Raw genomic sequence first — 13,888 nt, forward strand, 5'->3', positions numbered from 1 at the left:
TGAGAGCAGGAACTTTCATGGCGGAGCTGACGATCTCGTCGGACGAGATCCGCAGTGCGATCGAAAACTACGTCTCCAGCTACTCCCCGGACGTCAACCGGGAAGAGGTCGGAACGGTTTCCGACACCGGCGACGGCATCGCCCACGTGGAGGGCCTGCCCTCGGCCATGGCCAACGAGCTGCTGGCCTTCCCCGGCGGCATCGTCGGCGTGGCGCTGAACCTCGACGCGCGCGAGCTGGGTGTCGCGATCCTCGGTGACTACGACAAGATCGAGGAGGGCCAGGAGGTCAAGCGGACCGGCAAGGTCCTCTCGGTCCCCGTCGGCGACGCCTTCCTCGGCCGGGTCATCGACCCGCTCGGCAACCCGATCGACGGCCTCGGCGAGATCGCCGCGACCGGCGAGCGCGTGCTCGAGCTGCAGGCGGCCACCGTGGTGCAGCGCCAGCCGGTCGAGGAGCCGCTGCAGACCGGCATCAAGGCCATCGACTCGATGACCCCGATCGGCCGCGGCCAGCGCCAGCTGATCATCGGTGACCGCAAGACCGGCAAGACCGCGGTCTGCGTCGACACCATCATCAACCAGAAGAAGGCCTGGGCGACCGGCGACCCGAAGCAGCAGGTCCGCTGCATCTACGTCGCCGTCGGCCAGAAGGGCTCCACCATCGCGGGCGTCAAGTCCGCGCTGGAGGAGGCGGGCGCGCTGGAGTACACCACCATCGTCGCCGCCCCCGCGTCGGACTCCGCGGGCTTCAAGTGGCTGGCGCCCTACACCGGCTCGGCCATCGGCCAGGACTGGATGTACCAGGGCAAGCACGTCCTGATCATCTTCGACGACCTGACCAAGCAGGCCGAGGCGTACCGCGCGATCTCGCTGCTGCTGCGCCGCCCGCCGGGCCGCGAGGCCTACCCCGGCGACGTCTTCTACTTGCACTCCCGCCTGCTGGAGCGCTGCGCGAAGCTCTCCGACGAGCTCGGTGGCGGCTCGATGACCGGTCTGCCGATCATCGAGACCAAGGCGAACGACATCTCCGCCTACATCCCCACCAACGTCATCTCCATCACCGACGGGCAGTGCTTCCTCGAGTCCGACCTGTTCAACGCCGGTCAGCGCCCGGCGGTCAACGTCGGCACCTCGGTGTCGCGCGTTGGTGGCGCCGCGCAGACCAAGGCGATGAAGTCGATCTCCGGCACGCTGCGCCTCGAGCTGGCCCAGTTCCGCGAGCTGGAGGCGTTCGCCGCCTTCGCCTCCGACCTGGACGCCACCTCCAAGGCGCAGCTCGAGCGCGGCACCCGGATGATGGAGCTGCTCAAGCAGGGCCAGTACTCGCCGCTGCCGGTCGAGGAGCAGATCGTCTCGATCTACGTCGGCACCAAGGGCTTCCTCGACTCGCTCGCCGTCGCCGACGTGCGCCGCTTCGAGTCCGAGCTGCACGAGCACCTGCGCCACCGCCACGCGGGCGTGCTGGAGGAGATCCGGGTGTCGGGCAAGTTCTCCCCGGACAACGAGGAGCGCCTGGTCGCCGCGGTCACCGCGTTCAAGGACTCGTTCACCGCTGGGTCCGGCGCCTCGGTGACCGACACCCCCGCGTCCGCGCTCGACGCCGCCGAGGTGGGTCAGGAGACCGTCAAGGTCAACAAGCCCGCCCCGACGGAGTAGGCGGACCGCCATGGCACAGCTTCGCGAGATCCGGCAGCGGATCAAGTCGGCCCAGTCGTTCAAGAAGATCTTCAAGGCGCAGGAGCTGATCGCCACCTCGCGGATCAGCAAGGCCCAGGCCAGGGTCGCCTCGGCCAAGCCGTACGCCGACGAGATCACCTCCGTGCTGACCGCGCTGGCGACCGGCGCGGCCAACCTCGACTCGCCGCTGCTCACCCCGCGTGAGCGCTACCGGCGGGCCGCGGTGCTCGTGGTGACCTCCGACCGCGGTCTGTGCGGTGGCTACAACGCCAACGCGCTGCGGCGGGCGGAGGAACTGGTCACGCTCCTGCGCGAGCAGGGCAAGGAGCCGGTGGTCTACGTCATCGGCCGCAAGGGCGTCAACTTCTACAAGTTCCGCCAGCGGGCCGTGAAGGCGAGCTGGACCGGCTTCTCCGAGCGGCCCACCTACGCCGACGCGGTCGCCGCCAGCGAGGCGCTCATCCAGGCCTTCCTGCACGGCGCGGACGACGTGGACGACAAGCCGGGCGCCGACGGCGTGCTGGGCGTGGACGAGTTGCACATCGTCTACACCGAGTTCAACTCGATGCTCTCGCAGCGGCCCATCGCCGTGCGGGTCGCCCCGCTCGAGCTGGAGTACGACGAGACGCCGGGGTTGAGTTCGACCTACGAGTTCGAGCCGAGCGCGGAGACGCTGCTGGGCAACCTGCTCCCGAAGTACATCAACACCCGCATCTTCGCGGCACTGCTGGAATCGGCCGCGTCCGAGTCCGCCGCACGCCGCACGGCGATGAAGTCCGCGACGGACAACGCCGACGAGCTCGTCAAGAGCTTCACCCGTGTCGCCAACCAGGTCCGCCAGGCGCAGATCACCCAGGAGATCAGCGAGATCGTCGGTGGCGTCGAGGCGCTCGCTGCCGCAGGAAGTGATGACTAATGACTGCCATTCAGGAACCAGGCACCAAGAACGCGGTCGGTCGCGTCGTCCGGGTGATCGGCCCCGTCGTCGACGTGGAGTTCCCGCGGGGCTCCGTGCCCGAGCTCTACAACGCGCTCAAGGTCGAGGTCGACCTCGAGTCGCTGCGCAAGACCATCACCCTCGAGGTCGCCCAGCACCTGGGTGACAACCTGGTGCGCTGCATCTCCATGGCGCCCCAGGACGGCCTGGTGCGCGGCGCGCCGGTCACCGACACCGGCGAGGCCATCTCGGTGCCGGTCGGCGACGCGGTCAAGGGCCACGTGTTCAACGCCCTCGGCGAGTGCCTGGACAAGCCGGGCCACGCCGCGGACGCCGAGCGCTGGCGCATCCACCGCCGCCCCCCGGCCTTCGACCAGCTCGAGGGCAAGACGAAGGTCCTCGAGACCGGCGTCAAGGTCATCGACCTGCTCACCCCGTACGTCGAGGGCGGCAAGATCGGCCTGTTCGGCGGCGCGGGCGTGGGCAAGACGGTGCTCATCCAGGAGATGATCACCCGTATCGCCCGCAACTTCGGTGGCACCTCGGTGTTCGCCGGGGTCGGCGAGCGCACCCGCGAGGGCACCGACCTCTTCCTCGAGATGGAGGAGATGGGCGTTCTGCCCGACACCGCGCTGGTGTTCGGTCAGATGGACGAGCCGCCGGGCACCCGCATGCGGGTCGCGCTGTCCGCGCTGACCATGGCGGAGTACTTCCGCGATGTGCAGAACCAGGACGTGCTGCTGTTCATCGACAACATCTTCCGGTTCACCCAGGCGGGCTCCGAGGTGTCGACCCTGCTGGGCCGCATGCCTTCCGCGGTGGGGTACCAGCCGACGCTGGCCGACGAGATGGGTGAGCTCCAGGAGCGCATCACCTCGACGCGCGGTCGCTCGATCACCTCGATGCAGGCGATCTACGTGCCCGCCGACGACTACACCGACCCGGCCCCGGCGACCACCTTCGCCCACCTGGACGCGACGACGGAGCTCTCCCGTCCGATCTCCCAGAAGGGCATCTACCCGGCGGTCGACCCGCTGACCTCGTCCTCCCGGATCCTCGACCCGGCCGTGGTCGGCGACGAGCACTACCGGGTTGCGCAGGAGGTCAAGCGGATCCTGCAGAAGTACAAGGAGCTGCAGGACATCATCGCCATCCTCGGCATGGACGAGCTGTCCGAAGAGGACAAGGTGACGGTGAACCGGGCCCGCCGCATCGAGCGCTTCCTGTCCCAGAACTTCTTCGTCGCGCAGAAGTTCACCGGCGAGGAGGGCTCGTTCGTCAAGGTCGCCGACACCATCGAGGCCTTCGACCGCGTCGCCAAGGGCGAGTACGACCACATCCCGGAGCAGGCCTTCCTCTCCATCGGTGGTCTCGACGACCTGGAGCGCAAGTACCAGGCCCTCACCAAGAAGTGAGCTAGCCCCGAACACCCGGAACGGGCCGGTGTCCACAGTGGACACCGGCCCGCTGCCGTTGGGTCACTGCTTGAGCAGACCGTGGGACTCCGAGCGGCCTTGTGGGTCGCGCAGGTGGATGGTGTGCACCGATGACGGGACGACCGCCGCGTTCGTGCCCACCTCGACCCGGTTGCCCGGGAGGGCGCCCTCGCCCTCGGCCTCGTAGCTCAGCGCCATTCCCGGGGCCAGGGCGAGGATCCCGGAGTCGCCGGGGAGCACGCAGGCGCCGATGAGGCCGCCGCCGTCGCGTCGGACCGGTTCGCAGTGCAGCCAGCCGGTGATCGTGTCGTTGGTGTCGCGCAGGGCGAGGAACAGGTCGCTGGTGACGAAGGTGGTCACGACCTCCACCGCCACCACGCTGCCGCCGCCCTGCAGGTCCACCACGGCCTGGGCGCCGGTCGGGGAGACGCCCGCGAGCGGGTCGAGCAGGCCCGCCATGGTCAGCGTCTCGTGGATGTCGTCGCCCAAGCGGCCCGATCTGCTGCCGTTGACCGAGAACACGTCGCCGGGCTTGGTGCGCAGGACGTTCTCCGGCACCGGCTTGCGCTGCCGGTCGATACCCAGGGCCCACCGCGAGCTGGGCAGCATCGTGAGGGACTGGTCGTAGCCCGCCTTCGCCGGGTCGCCGGTGACCACGCGGATGTCCTCGACCGGGCCGGGGCCGTCGGCTTTCCCGAACCACAGGCCGTCGCGCTTGACCATGGGCTTCCAGTCCGTGCGCACGGACCGCTCCGCCGTCGGGTTGAGCTGCCACCGCGAGGAGATGCTCAGGCTGTCCGCGCCCAGCGCGATGACGTCGCGGTTGAGCGGGCCGTAGACGAACGCGAAGCCCTTAGCCGGGGTGCCGTAGGGCTGGGGGAAGGAGTTCACCAGGACTGGCTTGGCGCCCACCAGCAAACCGACGACCGACGTGCCCGAGACGCTGCCGCTGGCCCTCGTCAGCTCGACCTCCTGCGCGACCACGGCCACCTTGCCGCCGTCCGTCGTGCCTGCCCAGTAGACGTGCGGGCGACCCAGGCGGGCGTTGTCCGGCTCGTTGGGCATGCCCGCGTCGAAGGCGGCCACGGCGGCGTCCAGGTACGCCTTGTCGCCCGCCAGGTCGCCCCGGGTCGGCGCGGTCAGCATCGGGTTGGCGGCGACGGCGATCTGGGGTTCGTTCGACCCGGTCACCTCGACGACGACCAGCCCCGCGGCGGCGATGACCACGGCCATGCCGCCCGCCAGGACAGCGCGGCGGCGGGTGCGGCGCCGCTTGCCGCCGCGCAGGACGGCCGCGGCCAGGTCCGGTGGGGCCTGCAGCCCCTCGGTGGCGTCCCGCAGCGCGCGGGACAGCTCGGTGGTGTCCACCTCATCCCCTCGTCTTCTCGTGGGCGGGGTCGGCGAGCAGCTCGCGCAGCCGCGCCACCCCCCGCGCGGTCTGGCTCTTGACCGTCCCCGGCGACACCCCCAGTGCCGCCGCGGTATCGGCTTCCGACAGGTCGTCGAAGAACCGCAGGACCAGCACCACGCGCATCCGCGATGGCAGGGATCCCAGGGCCTTGGCGACCTGGTCGCGCTCGAGCACCTCGCGTTCGTGACCACCGACCCGCTGCTCACCGGCGTGCTCCAGCGGCGCCTCGCTGACCCGGCGCGACCGCGCCCGCCAGCGGTTCGCCGACGCGTTGGCCAGCGCGGCCCGCACGTACGGCTCCAGGCCGCCGCGGACCCTGCGGCGCTTGGCGTAGACGCGTTCCAGCACGTCCTGGAGCAGGTCCTCGGCCGCCGCGCGGTCCCCGCCGCAGAGCAGGTACGCGGTGCGCAGCAGCGCCGTGGACCGGTGCGCCACGAACTCGGTGAACTCGTCGTCCGGTCTGATCGTGCTCACCCCCTGTGTTCGACTCGATCTGTGCCTGCTTCGACACCGGGCTGGCTGGGACGGTTGTCATGAGGCCGACTAGACTGGCCGAGAACCGCGAGCTGTGAGGAGATACGCGTGGCTGAGATGTCGGTCCAACTGGTCGCCGTGGAACGACGCCTGTGGTCGGGCACCGGCACCTTCGTCGTCGCGCAGACCACCGAGGGCGAGATCGGGATCCTGCCCGGCCACGAACCCGTCCTGGGGCAGCTCGTGCACGGCGGTGTGGTGAAGATCGTCACCACCGACGGCGAGACCATCGTCGCCGCGGTCTACGGCGGCTTCCTGTCGGTCACCGCCGACTCGGTGAGCATCCTCGCCGAGTCCGCCGAGCTCTCCCACGAGATCGACGTGGACAAGGCCCGCTCGGGCCTCACCGCGCAGGACCCGGACCAGCGCGACCGCGCCGCGGCGAGCCTGCGGGCCGCCGGACAGACAGCCTGATGACGGCGTAGCGGGCAGGGGGCGGCCGTGGACATCAGCGTGGTGGTCGTCGCGCTCATGGCCGTCGTCCTGCTCGTGCTGCTCCTGCTGGTGGGCCGCCGCGTCCGCCTCCTGCGCTCCGGCGGCATCCACGTCGCCCTGCGCACCCGCGTCGACGAGTCCGGCAAGGGCTGGGCCTGGGGCGTCGGCCGCTACCACGGCGACCAGTTCGCCTGGTTCCGCGCCATCAGTCTCCGCACCGGCCCCGACCGCATCCTGCACCGCGACGGCCTGGAAATCGCCTCCCGCCGCGAACCGGACCACGTCGAAACCCCCAACCTCCCCTCGGGCTCCCGCGTCCTGCGCTTCGAACCCCCGGGCGGCGGCGCCCCGATCGAGGTAGCCATGGGCCCAGACGCCCTCACCGGCTTCCTCTCGTGGATGGAAAGCGCCCCTCCCGGCACCCGCCTCCCGTGGGCTAGCTGACGGCCTGCATCCGCAGCCAGTGCAACACCCACTCGCCCGTCCGGTCCCTGCTCACCCCGCGCACGTCCTCTTCTGCCAAGGGGGCCGCGACCATGGCGGTAGTGCTGTCGTGCAACTGACCGAACACCAGCGCCCTCGGCTGCATGGGGTTGTCCTCGACCTCTAGGCACAACGACGCCCTCTTGAGGCTGTCGCGCCACTCCAGCAGCCGCGCGCACGCCCTGGCTCGTTGGCCCGAGACGTAGACCTCTGCCCGGCCTGCTCCCACCTCGGTGGCGAACACGTCGACGCTCCCGATCCACAGGGTCGGGTGCCGGTCGACGTGGTCCCGGACGGATCCGACCAACCTGGTCAACTCGCTCCACAGGCCGGTCCGCGTGTCGAGCACGGTCGTCATGCCGGTTGTTCCTCCGCTGGTGTCGTCGGCTCGGTCTTGACCGAGCCTGCAGCGCGGCAGGCCGCCGAGGCGAGGTCGCGACCCTGTTCCTGTGCCCACAACGAGTCGCGGTTGTCGTCGTGTCACCGGGTTGATATGCCCGGCATATAGGCCGCGCTTCTTCGCGTGACCTGGCGGCCCCGCCGTTGTTACCGTGGGTACCGGGTCGGCTACCAGGGTCGACGCGCCGAAGGAGTCAGCATGTGGGGTGACCCGCACGAGCGGCCGGACCCGGGGATCTGGGAACTGCCCGCGATGCGCGCCGCCCTGGCGCGCCGGGACATCACGGCGGTCTACCGGCTGCTCAAGCGGCACGGGATCTCCCAGCGCCGCATCGCGCTGCTGACCGGTCAGGCGCAGCCCGAGGTGTCGGTGATCGCCCGTGGCAGGCAGGTGATGTCCTACGACGTGCTCGACCGGATCGCCGAGGGGATGGGCATCCCGCGCGGGCACATGGGCCTGGCTTACGGCGCACCGGGCGAGCCCGCGGACGAGGCGAGGGACGGGGTGGTGGACGTGCCGGATCGACGGGAGTTCATGGGGCTGCTGGCCAAGGTCGCCATGGGGGCGGCGGTGACGGGAGGCGACCTGGCGCTGTTGGCGAATCCGGCCGTGGCGACGCCGGTTCCGAACCGAGTGGGGGCCACCGAGGTCGGGCAGTTGCGGGATCTGACGCACATGCTGTGGGCGCAAGAGAGGGCCTTGGGCGGCGGGGCGATGCGGGAGGCTGTCATCGCGCAGCTCGGTTGGGCGCGCGGGTTGCTACGGGCTTCGCACACCGATGTTGTCGGCAGAGCGCTCCGAGCAGAGATGTCGGACCTGCTGGCGCTGGCGGGATGGGCGTCCCACGATGTCGGCCTACCGGGTGCTGCTTTGCGCTACCTCGGGCAGGCGGTGACAACGGCGAAGGAAGCCGATGACCCTGTCCGAACCGCTAGCGCGCTAGGAAAGATCGGGCGGGTCTATACCCACCAGCGAAACCTCGATGACGCGCGCGATGTACTCGGCCTGAGCCTGGTGGTCGCCGATCCGGCGAGGTCTGGCGAGCTCACCGCTCAGTTGCTGTGCAACCAGGCCCGCGCACACGCTGAGGCGGGTACCGCCTCCCGAGCCGCCGAATGCCTCTCCCGGGCCGCAGACGCACTCGCCACCCCCGCAGACCAGCCGCTGTCCGCGCCCGACGCGGTCTTCAACCCCACCCTGCTGGCCAGCGAGCGTGGTCGAGTCCTGACCATTCTCACCATCCACGACCGCCGCCACGCGCCGAAGGCGATCGAGACCCTCACCGCGTCCAACGCACGTCTCGACCCTTCCCGCACCAAGCGCTTGGCGTTCGGGCTGACCGAGCTGGCTACCTGCCACCTGCGCGGCGGCGACACCGAGACCGGTGTGCGTCTAGGTCACCAGGTGGTCGACATGGCGGCGGGCATCCGGTCGGAGCGGCTCGCGGAGCACCTCAAGCTGCTCCGCGCGGCCGCCCACCGCCAGCCCGAGCTGGCCCAGCGGATCTAGCGTTCGCCGCCCGGCTTCCACAGGACGTCGCCGTCGGGGTTGGCTACGCGGGAGAGGACGAAGAGCAGGTCTGACAGGCGGTTGAGGTATTTGGCCGCCAGTACGTTCGTCGTCTCCGCCTCGACCTCCACCAGTGCCCACGCCCCCCGTTCCGCCCGTCGTGTCACCGTTCGCGCCGTGTGCAGCAGCGCGGCCCCCGGAGTGCCCCCGGGCAGGATGAACGACGTCAGCTTCCCCACGCGCTCGTTGAACGAGTCGATCTGCGATTCCAGCCGGGTCACGTAGTCCTCGGTGATCCGCAGCGGCTCGTACGGGGGGTTCGGGGCGATCGGGGTGCACAGGTCGGCGCCGACGTCGAAGAGGTCGTTCTGCACCGAGCGCAGCAGGTCCGCGATGTCGGACGGGAGGGCGCCGAGGGCGATGGCGACGCCGATGGCGGAGTTGGCCTCGTCGACGTCGGCGTAGGCGGTCAGGCGGGGGGAGGTCTTGGGGACGCGGGAGCCGTCGCCGAGCGCGGTGGTGCCGTTGTCGCCGACCTTGGTGTACACGCGGTTGATGCGTACCGACATGCGGCCAAGCCTAGACCGCCCCGGCCGTCCGGGACCGGGAGCGCGGGGGCATCATTGCCCCCGTGACAGAGCACTTCCAGGTTCACGGCGGCGCACGGCTCGTCGGCGAGGTCGAGGTCGTCGGCGCCAAGAACAGCGTGCTCAAGCTGATGGCGGCCGCGTTGCTCGCCGAGGGCACGACCACCCTGACCAACTGCCCGGAGATCCTGGACGTCCCGCTGATGGGCGACGTGCTGCGCAGCCTCGGCTGCACCGTCGACATCGACGGCGGCACGGTCCGGATCACCACCCCCGCCGAGCTCGAGCACCGCGCGGACTCCGCGTCGATGGGCAAGCTGCGCGCCTCGGTGTGCGTGCTCGGCCCGCTCGTGGGCAGGCTCAAGCACGCCGTGGTGGCGCTGCCCGGCGGTGACGCGATCGGGTCGCGGCCGCTGGACATGCACCAGAACGGCCTGCGCCAGCTGGGCGCGAGCAGCGAGATCGAGCACGGCTGCGTGGTCGCCAAGGCCGACGAGCTGCGCGGCGCCCAGATCTGGCTGGACTTCCCCAGCGTCGGGGCCACCGAGAACATCCTGATGGCCGCCGTGCTCGCCGAGGGCACCACGGTGATCGACAACGCCGCGCGCGAGCCGGAGATCGTCGACCTGTGCGTGATGCTGCAGCAGATGGGCGCCAAGATCGCGGGCGCTGGCACGTCGACGCTCACGGTGGACGGCGTCACCTCGCTCGAACCGACCGAGCACAGCGTTGTCGGTGACCGCATCGTTGGCGCTACCTGGGCGTTCGCTGCGGTCATGACTAGAGGCGACATCACCGTCAAGGGCGTCAACCCGCACCACCTGGATCTGGTGCTGGAGAAGCTGCGCACCGCGGGCGCGGAGGTCACCACGTTCGACGACGGGTTCCGCGTCGTGCAGCACGACCGCCCCACCGCTGTCGACTTCGTGACCTTGCCCTACCCGGGTTTCGCGACCGACCTGCAGCCGTTCGCGATAGCGCTAACCGCTGTCGCCGACGGCACCTCGATGATCACCGAGAACCTGTTCGAGGCCCGGTTCCGGTTCGTCGAGGAGATGATCCGGTTGGGCGCCGACGCGCGCACGGACGGTCACCACGCGGTGGTGCGCGGGGTGCCGCGGCTCTCCAGCGCGCCGGTGTGGGCGTCCGACATCCGCGCGGGCGTCGGGCTGGTGCTGGCCGGGTTGTGCGCGGACGGGGTCACCGAGGTGTGGGACGTCTTCCACATCGACCGGGGCTACCCGCGGTTCGTGGAGAACATGCAGCGCCTCGGTGCCGACGTGCGGCGCGTGCTCGGCGACCCGACGCGGGCCTGACTCACCCGTTCGGCCCACGTCGACCCGCCTGACTCACCGGGTGACGCGGTCCGAACAGCGGTCCCGCGGGCAGGGGTGGCCGAGTACAAACAGGACCACCTGTGTGACCGACGGGAAGAGGTCCTGATGCGTGCTCGGCGCGGTATAGGTGTTAGCTCGATAGCGGCGGTCGCCGTGACAGGGGCGTTGCTCGTGGCCCCCGCCGCGTCGGCCACGCCCGAGGGGTCCCGTGAGCTGCCGAAGGTACCGGTGGCCAAGGGGTACGGCGGCGCTGTCGTCTCTGACACCGTGCAAGCCACCCAGGCCGGTCTGGACGTGCTGCGCCGCGGCGGCACGGCGGCGGACGCGGCGGTAGCGGTAGCGGCGGTGCTCGGGGTAACCGACCCGAACATGGCCGGTATCGGCGGTGGAGGCTACTTCGTCTACTACGACGCCAAGACCCGCAAGGTCTCTACCATCGACGGCCGCGAGACCACGCCCGCCGCTGGGGACCAGAACCTGTTCATCAACCCCGCGACCGGGCAGGCCTATCCGTTCGCGGACGCGGTGACCAGCGGACTGTCGGTCGGCACGCCGGGCAACCTGGCGGTGTGGGAGCGGGCGTTGCAGCGGTGGGGTCGCTACGACCTCGACGAGGTCCTCAAGCCCGCGATCCGGGTCGCCGAGCAGGGCTTCCCGGTGACGCCGCAGCTGCGCAAGGAGATCGAGCAGAACCAGCCCCGGTTCAAGCAGTTCAGCTCGACGGCCGCGTTGTACCTACCGGGCGGCGCTCCCCCTGCCGTGGGTTCCACGCTACGCAACCCGGACCTGGGTAAGACCTACCGCGAGATCGCCCGCAACGGCACGCGTGCCTTCTATGGCGGCACCATCGGCCGCGATGTCGCCAACGCCGCCCAGAACCCGCCGCTGGCCTCTGACGCCACCATCAACCCGCCCAAGGGCAAGCTCGCGATCGGCGACCTGCGCTCTTACCGCACTCTTGACCAGGCACCCACGCACGTCCGGTACCGCAACGTGGACGTGTACGGCATGGCCCCGTCGTCGTCGGGTGGCACTACCGTCGGCGAGTCGCTCAACATCCTCGAGCGGTTCGACCTGAAGAAGGCCCCGCGGGACCAGGCGCTGCACTTCTACCTAGAGGCCACGAAGCTCGCTTACGCCGACCGCGGCCGCTATGTCGGTGACCCCAAGTTCGTCAACGTCCCGACCTCGCAGCTGCTGTCGGACTCTTACGCTGCCGTCCGCGCCTGCCGTATCGACCCGATCCGCGCGACCCCGGCACCGGTCGCCCCGGGCAACCCGCTCAACCCCGGTGACTGCACCCCGCCCCCGCCGTCGGCCACGCCGACCAGCGAGAACGAGGTCCACACCAACCACTTCGTCGTCGCCGACGCGCGCGGCAACACGGTGACCTACACCAACACCCTGGAGCAGGTCGGCGGCAGCGGCATCGTCGTCCCCGGCCGCGGGTTCCTGCTCAACAACGAGCTGACCGACTTCAACTTCACCCCCACCCAGGGCACCGCGCCGGACCCCAACCTCCCGGCCGCCGGTAAGCGCCCGCGCTCCAGCATGTCGCCGACGATCGTGCTCAAGGACGGCAAGCCGTGGCTCGCCCTCGGCTCCCCGGGCGGCTCCACGATCATCACCACCGTCCTGCAGATCCTCATCAACCGCGTCGACTTCGGCCTCTCCCTCCCCGACGCCGTCGCCGCCCCTCGCGCCACCCAGCGCAACACCCCCGCGGTGACCGCCGAACCGGCCTTCATCACCGCCAACCCCCTCCTCGCCCGCTACGGCCACACCTTCACCGAACAAGCCGAGATCGGCGCCGCGGCCACCCTCGAGTTCACCGACCGAGGCCAAATCCTCGCCGTCGGCGAACCCACCCGCCGCAACGGCACCTCCGCAGGCGTAGTCCACCCCGTCAGGTAGTCCTACCTCAGCAAACGGGCCGCCCCTTCGCGCTTGGGGGCGGCCCGTTCGTTGTCACGGTGCCTCGGGTCAGGACGATCTTTGCGGGTATGACCAGAACACCGCGCTACCGCGTCATCCTGAGCAGCGCGCGAAGCCGCCCCCGTCGGAGGGCCCGTGCCGTCGCCGCCCACTCCACCGCGCAGTCGATCACCGCCCTGGTCACGGCGGTCACCGCCATCGGTGCGCTGGTCTTCACCGGTCTGTCGCTCAACGCCACGCGGGACCAGGTCGCGGCCGCCCAGCGGCAGAACGAGGTGGTCCAGCAGGGGCAGTACACCGATCGCTTCACCAAGGCGGTCGACCAGCTGGACCAGGCGGGACCGCAGCACCTGCAGGCCCGCCTGGGGGGCATCTACGCCTTGCAACGCCTGGCCGCCGACTCGCCCCGCGACGTGCCGATCGTCGTCAGCGTCCTGGTCGGCTTCATCACCTCCACCGTCGAGCGCGCCGACCCGATCACCGGATCCGGCTGCGCGGACCGCGTCTCGCCCGACATCCAGGCCGGCTTCGCCGTGCTGGTCGACCAGCACGGCGGCGACGAGGTCCGGGACATGGACCTGGCACGGGCGTGCCTGAACGGCAGCGATCTGGCGCAGCTGATCCGCTTCGACCTCGACGGGAACAAACCCCGCCGATTCGGGCAGAAGCCCGCCAGGCTCAACCTGAGCGAGGCACATCTGGTCGGAGCGGATCTGGGTGAGGTGGACCTGGCGACCGCCAACCTCACCGGGGCCCGACTCCGGGGTGCGCGCTTCGGCCTGTCGTTCCTGAGCGGCGCCGACCTGACGGGAGCGGACCTCACCGACGCCTATCTCGAGCGCGCGTGGCTGAGCGAGGCGAATCTAGGTTCGGCCGGGCTCCGGCGCGCCCACTTGGCAGGCGCGGACCTGAGCGGAGCACGGTTGACCGGCGCCGACCTGGTCGACGCGGACTTGACCGGCGCGAACCTGCGCGCCACAGGCCTCACCGGCGCAGACCTGACCGCCACAGACCTCACCGGCGCAGACCTCACCGCCGCGAACCTCACCGGCGCAGACCGAAACGCCACCACCACGATCACCGGCACGACCACCACCCCCACCACGAAGGGCACGTGGTGGTGAGCCGCGTCCCCACGTCGCGGCTACGTCGTGCATCTGGGTCCGTGTCTGACCAGCGCAGTCCGAGCAGGCGGAACGCTCTAG

The 13,888-nt window shown here is 70.4% G+C and carries 13 protein-coding genes; 9 read left to right on the forward strand and 4 right to left on the reverse strand.

The features are described from left to right. Nucleotides 1-17 precede the first annotated feature (17 nt). The 3 genes from atpA to atpD are packed head-to-tail and all read left to right on the forward strand — an operon-like array spanning nt 18 to nt 4,031. Entirely contained in the window at nt 18-1,658 is a 1,641-nt protein-coding gene (gene atpA, locus LV79_RS10860; RefSeq protein WP_253834680.1) for a F0F1 ATP synthase subunit alpha, read from the forward strand. 10 nt (nt 1,659-1,668) lie between these two features. Continuing rightward, a complete protein-coding gene (locus LV79_RS10865) occupies nt 1,669-2,595 on the forward strand; it encodes a F0F1 ATP synthase subunit gamma (protein ID WP_253834681.1) in 927 nt (308 codons plus the stop codon). Beyond that, nucleotides 2,595-4,031, forward strand: a complete 1,437-nt coding sequence (gene atpD / locus LV79_RS10870; RefSeq protein ID WP_121390066.1) for a F0F1 ATP synthase subunit beta — start codon at nt 2,595-2,597, stop codon at nt 4,029-4,031. The genes LV79_RS10865 and atpD overlap by 1 nt, the downstream gene beginning before the upstream one ends. A gap of 63 nt (nt 4,032-4,094) precedes the next feature. On the opposite strand, the gene LV79_RS10875 is transcribed toward atpD, so the two are convergent. Further along, a complete protein-coding gene (locus tag LV79_RS10875; protein ID WP_253834682.1) occupies nt 4,095-5,420 on the reverse strand; it encodes a hypothetical protein in 1,326 nt (441 codons plus the stop codon). A 1-nt stretch (nt 5,421) separates the two neighbouring features. Then, the gene (locus LV79_RS10880; protein WP_253834684.1) at nt 5,422-5,937 is read right to left on the reverse strand and encodes a SigE family RNA polymerase sigma factor; all 516 of its coding nucleotides are present in this window, start codon (nt 5,935-5,937) and stop codon (nt 5,422-5,424) included. Nucleotides 5,938-6,045: 108 nt separating this feature from the next. On the opposite strand from LV79_RS10880, the gene LV79_RS10885 reads away from it, so the two are divergent. Continuing rightward, on the forward strand, nt 6,046-6,411 hold the full coding sequence (locus LV79_RS10885; protein WP_253834686.1) for a F0F1 ATP synthase subunit epsilon: 366 nt from the start codon (nt 6,046-6,048) through the stop codon (nt 6,409-6,411). A gap of 27 nt (nt 6,412-6,438) precedes the next feature. Continuing rightward, nucleotides 6,439-6,876 carry a DUF2550 domain-containing protein gene (locus LV79_RS10890; protein ID WP_253834691.1) on the forward strand — a complete coding sequence of 146 codons (438 nt, stop codon included), beginning with the start codon at nt 6,439-6,441 and terminating at the stop codon, nt 6,874-6,876. On the opposite strand, the gene LV79_RS10895 is transcribed toward LV79_RS10890, so the two are convergent. After that, entirely contained in the window at nt 6,869-7,273 is a 405-nt protein-coding gene (locus LV79_RS10895) for a hypothetical protein (protein WP_253834692.1), read from the reverse strand. The genes LV79_RS10890 and LV79_RS10895 overlap by 8 nt on opposite strands. A gap of 240 nt (nt 7,274-7,513) precedes the next feature. Here LV79_RS10895 and LV79_RS10900 point away from each other — a divergent pair, with 240 nt between their 5' ends. Then, nucleotides 7,514-8,824, forward strand: coding sequence for a helix-turn-helix domain-containing protein (locus tag LV79_RS10900; RefSeq protein WP_253834693.1), 1,311 nt, complete (start codon nt 7,514-7,516; stop codon nt 8,822-8,824). On the opposite strand, the gene LV79_RS10905 is transcribed toward LV79_RS10900, so the two are convergent. Beyond that, nucleotides 8,821-9,393: a cob(I)yrinic acid a,c-diamide adenosyltransferase gene (locus LV79_RS10905; RefSeq protein ID WP_253834694.1), complete on the reverse strand. Its 573-nt coding sequence runs from the start codon at nt 9,391-9,393 to the stop codon at nt 8,821-8,823. The two genes, LV79_RS10900 and LV79_RS10905, sit on opposite strands and share 4 nt — an antisense overlap. A 62-nt stretch (nt 9,394-9,455) precedes the next feature. Between LV79_RS10905 and murA the strand changes: the two genes are divergently transcribed. The 3 genes from murA (at nt 9,456) to LV79_RS10920 (ending at nt 13,807) form a co-directional block, all read left to right on the forward strand. Further along, complete coding sequence (murA, locus tag LV79_RS10910; protein WP_253834695.1) at nt 9,456-10,727, forward strand: UDP-N-acetylglucosamine 1-carboxyvinyltransferase; 1,272 nt, start codon at nt 9,456-9,458, stop codon at nt 10,725-10,727. Nucleotides 10,728-10,853: 126 nt separating this feature from the next. Beyond that, nucleotides 10,854-12,662, forward strand: a complete 1,809-nt coding sequence (gene ggt / locus LV79_RS10915; protein ID WP_253834697.1) for a gamma-glutamyltransferase — start codon at nt 10,854-10,856, stop codon at nt 12,660-12,662. An 89-nt stretch (nt 12,663-12,751) separates the two neighbouring features. Beyond that, complete coding sequence (locus tag LV79_RS10920; RefSeq protein ID WP_253834699.1) at nt 12,752-13,807, forward strand: pentapeptide repeat-containing protein; 1,056 nt, start codon at nt 12,752-12,754, stop codon at nt 13,805-13,807. Nucleotides 13,808-13,888: the final 81 nt, after the last annotated feature.

Origin of the sequence: Actinokineospora globicatena (assembly GCF_024171945.1) — a bacterium.
GTDB lineage: Bacteria > Actinomycetota > Actinomycetes > Mycobacteriales > Pseudonocardiaceae > Actinokineospora > Actinokineospora globicatena.

Coding starts and splice junctions, on each gene's coding strand:
- atpD (WP_121390066.1), top strand. CDS start 2,595: ATGACTGCCATTCAGGAACCAGGCACCAAGAACGCGGTCGGTCGCGTC.
- LV79_RS10905 (WP_253834694.1), bottom strand. CDS start 9,393: ATGTCGGTACGCATCAACCGCGTGTACACCAAGGTCGGCGACAACGGC.
- LV79_RS10865 (WP_253834681.1), top strand. CDS start 1,669: ATGGCACAGCTTCGCGAGATCCGGCAGCGGATCAAGTCGGCCCAGTCG.
- LV79_RS10900 (WP_253834693.1), top strand. CDS start 7,514: ATGTGGGGTGACCCGCACGAGCGGCCGGACCCGGGGATCTGGGAACTG.
- LV79_RS10920 (WP_253834699.1), top strand. CDS start 12,752: ATGACCAGAACACCGCGCTACCGCGTCATCCTGAGCAGCGCGCGAAGC.
- atpA (WP_253834680.1), top strand. CDS start 18: ATGGCGGAGCTGACGATCTCGTCGGACGAGATCCGCAGTGCGATCGAA.
- LV79_RS10895 (WP_253834692.1), bottom strand. CDS start 7,273: ATGACGACCGTGCTCGACACGCGGACCGGCCTGTGGAGCGAGTTGACC.
- ggt (WP_253834697.1), top strand. CDS start 10,854: ATGCGTGCTCGGCGCGGTATAGGTGTTAGCTCGATAGCGGCGGTCGCC.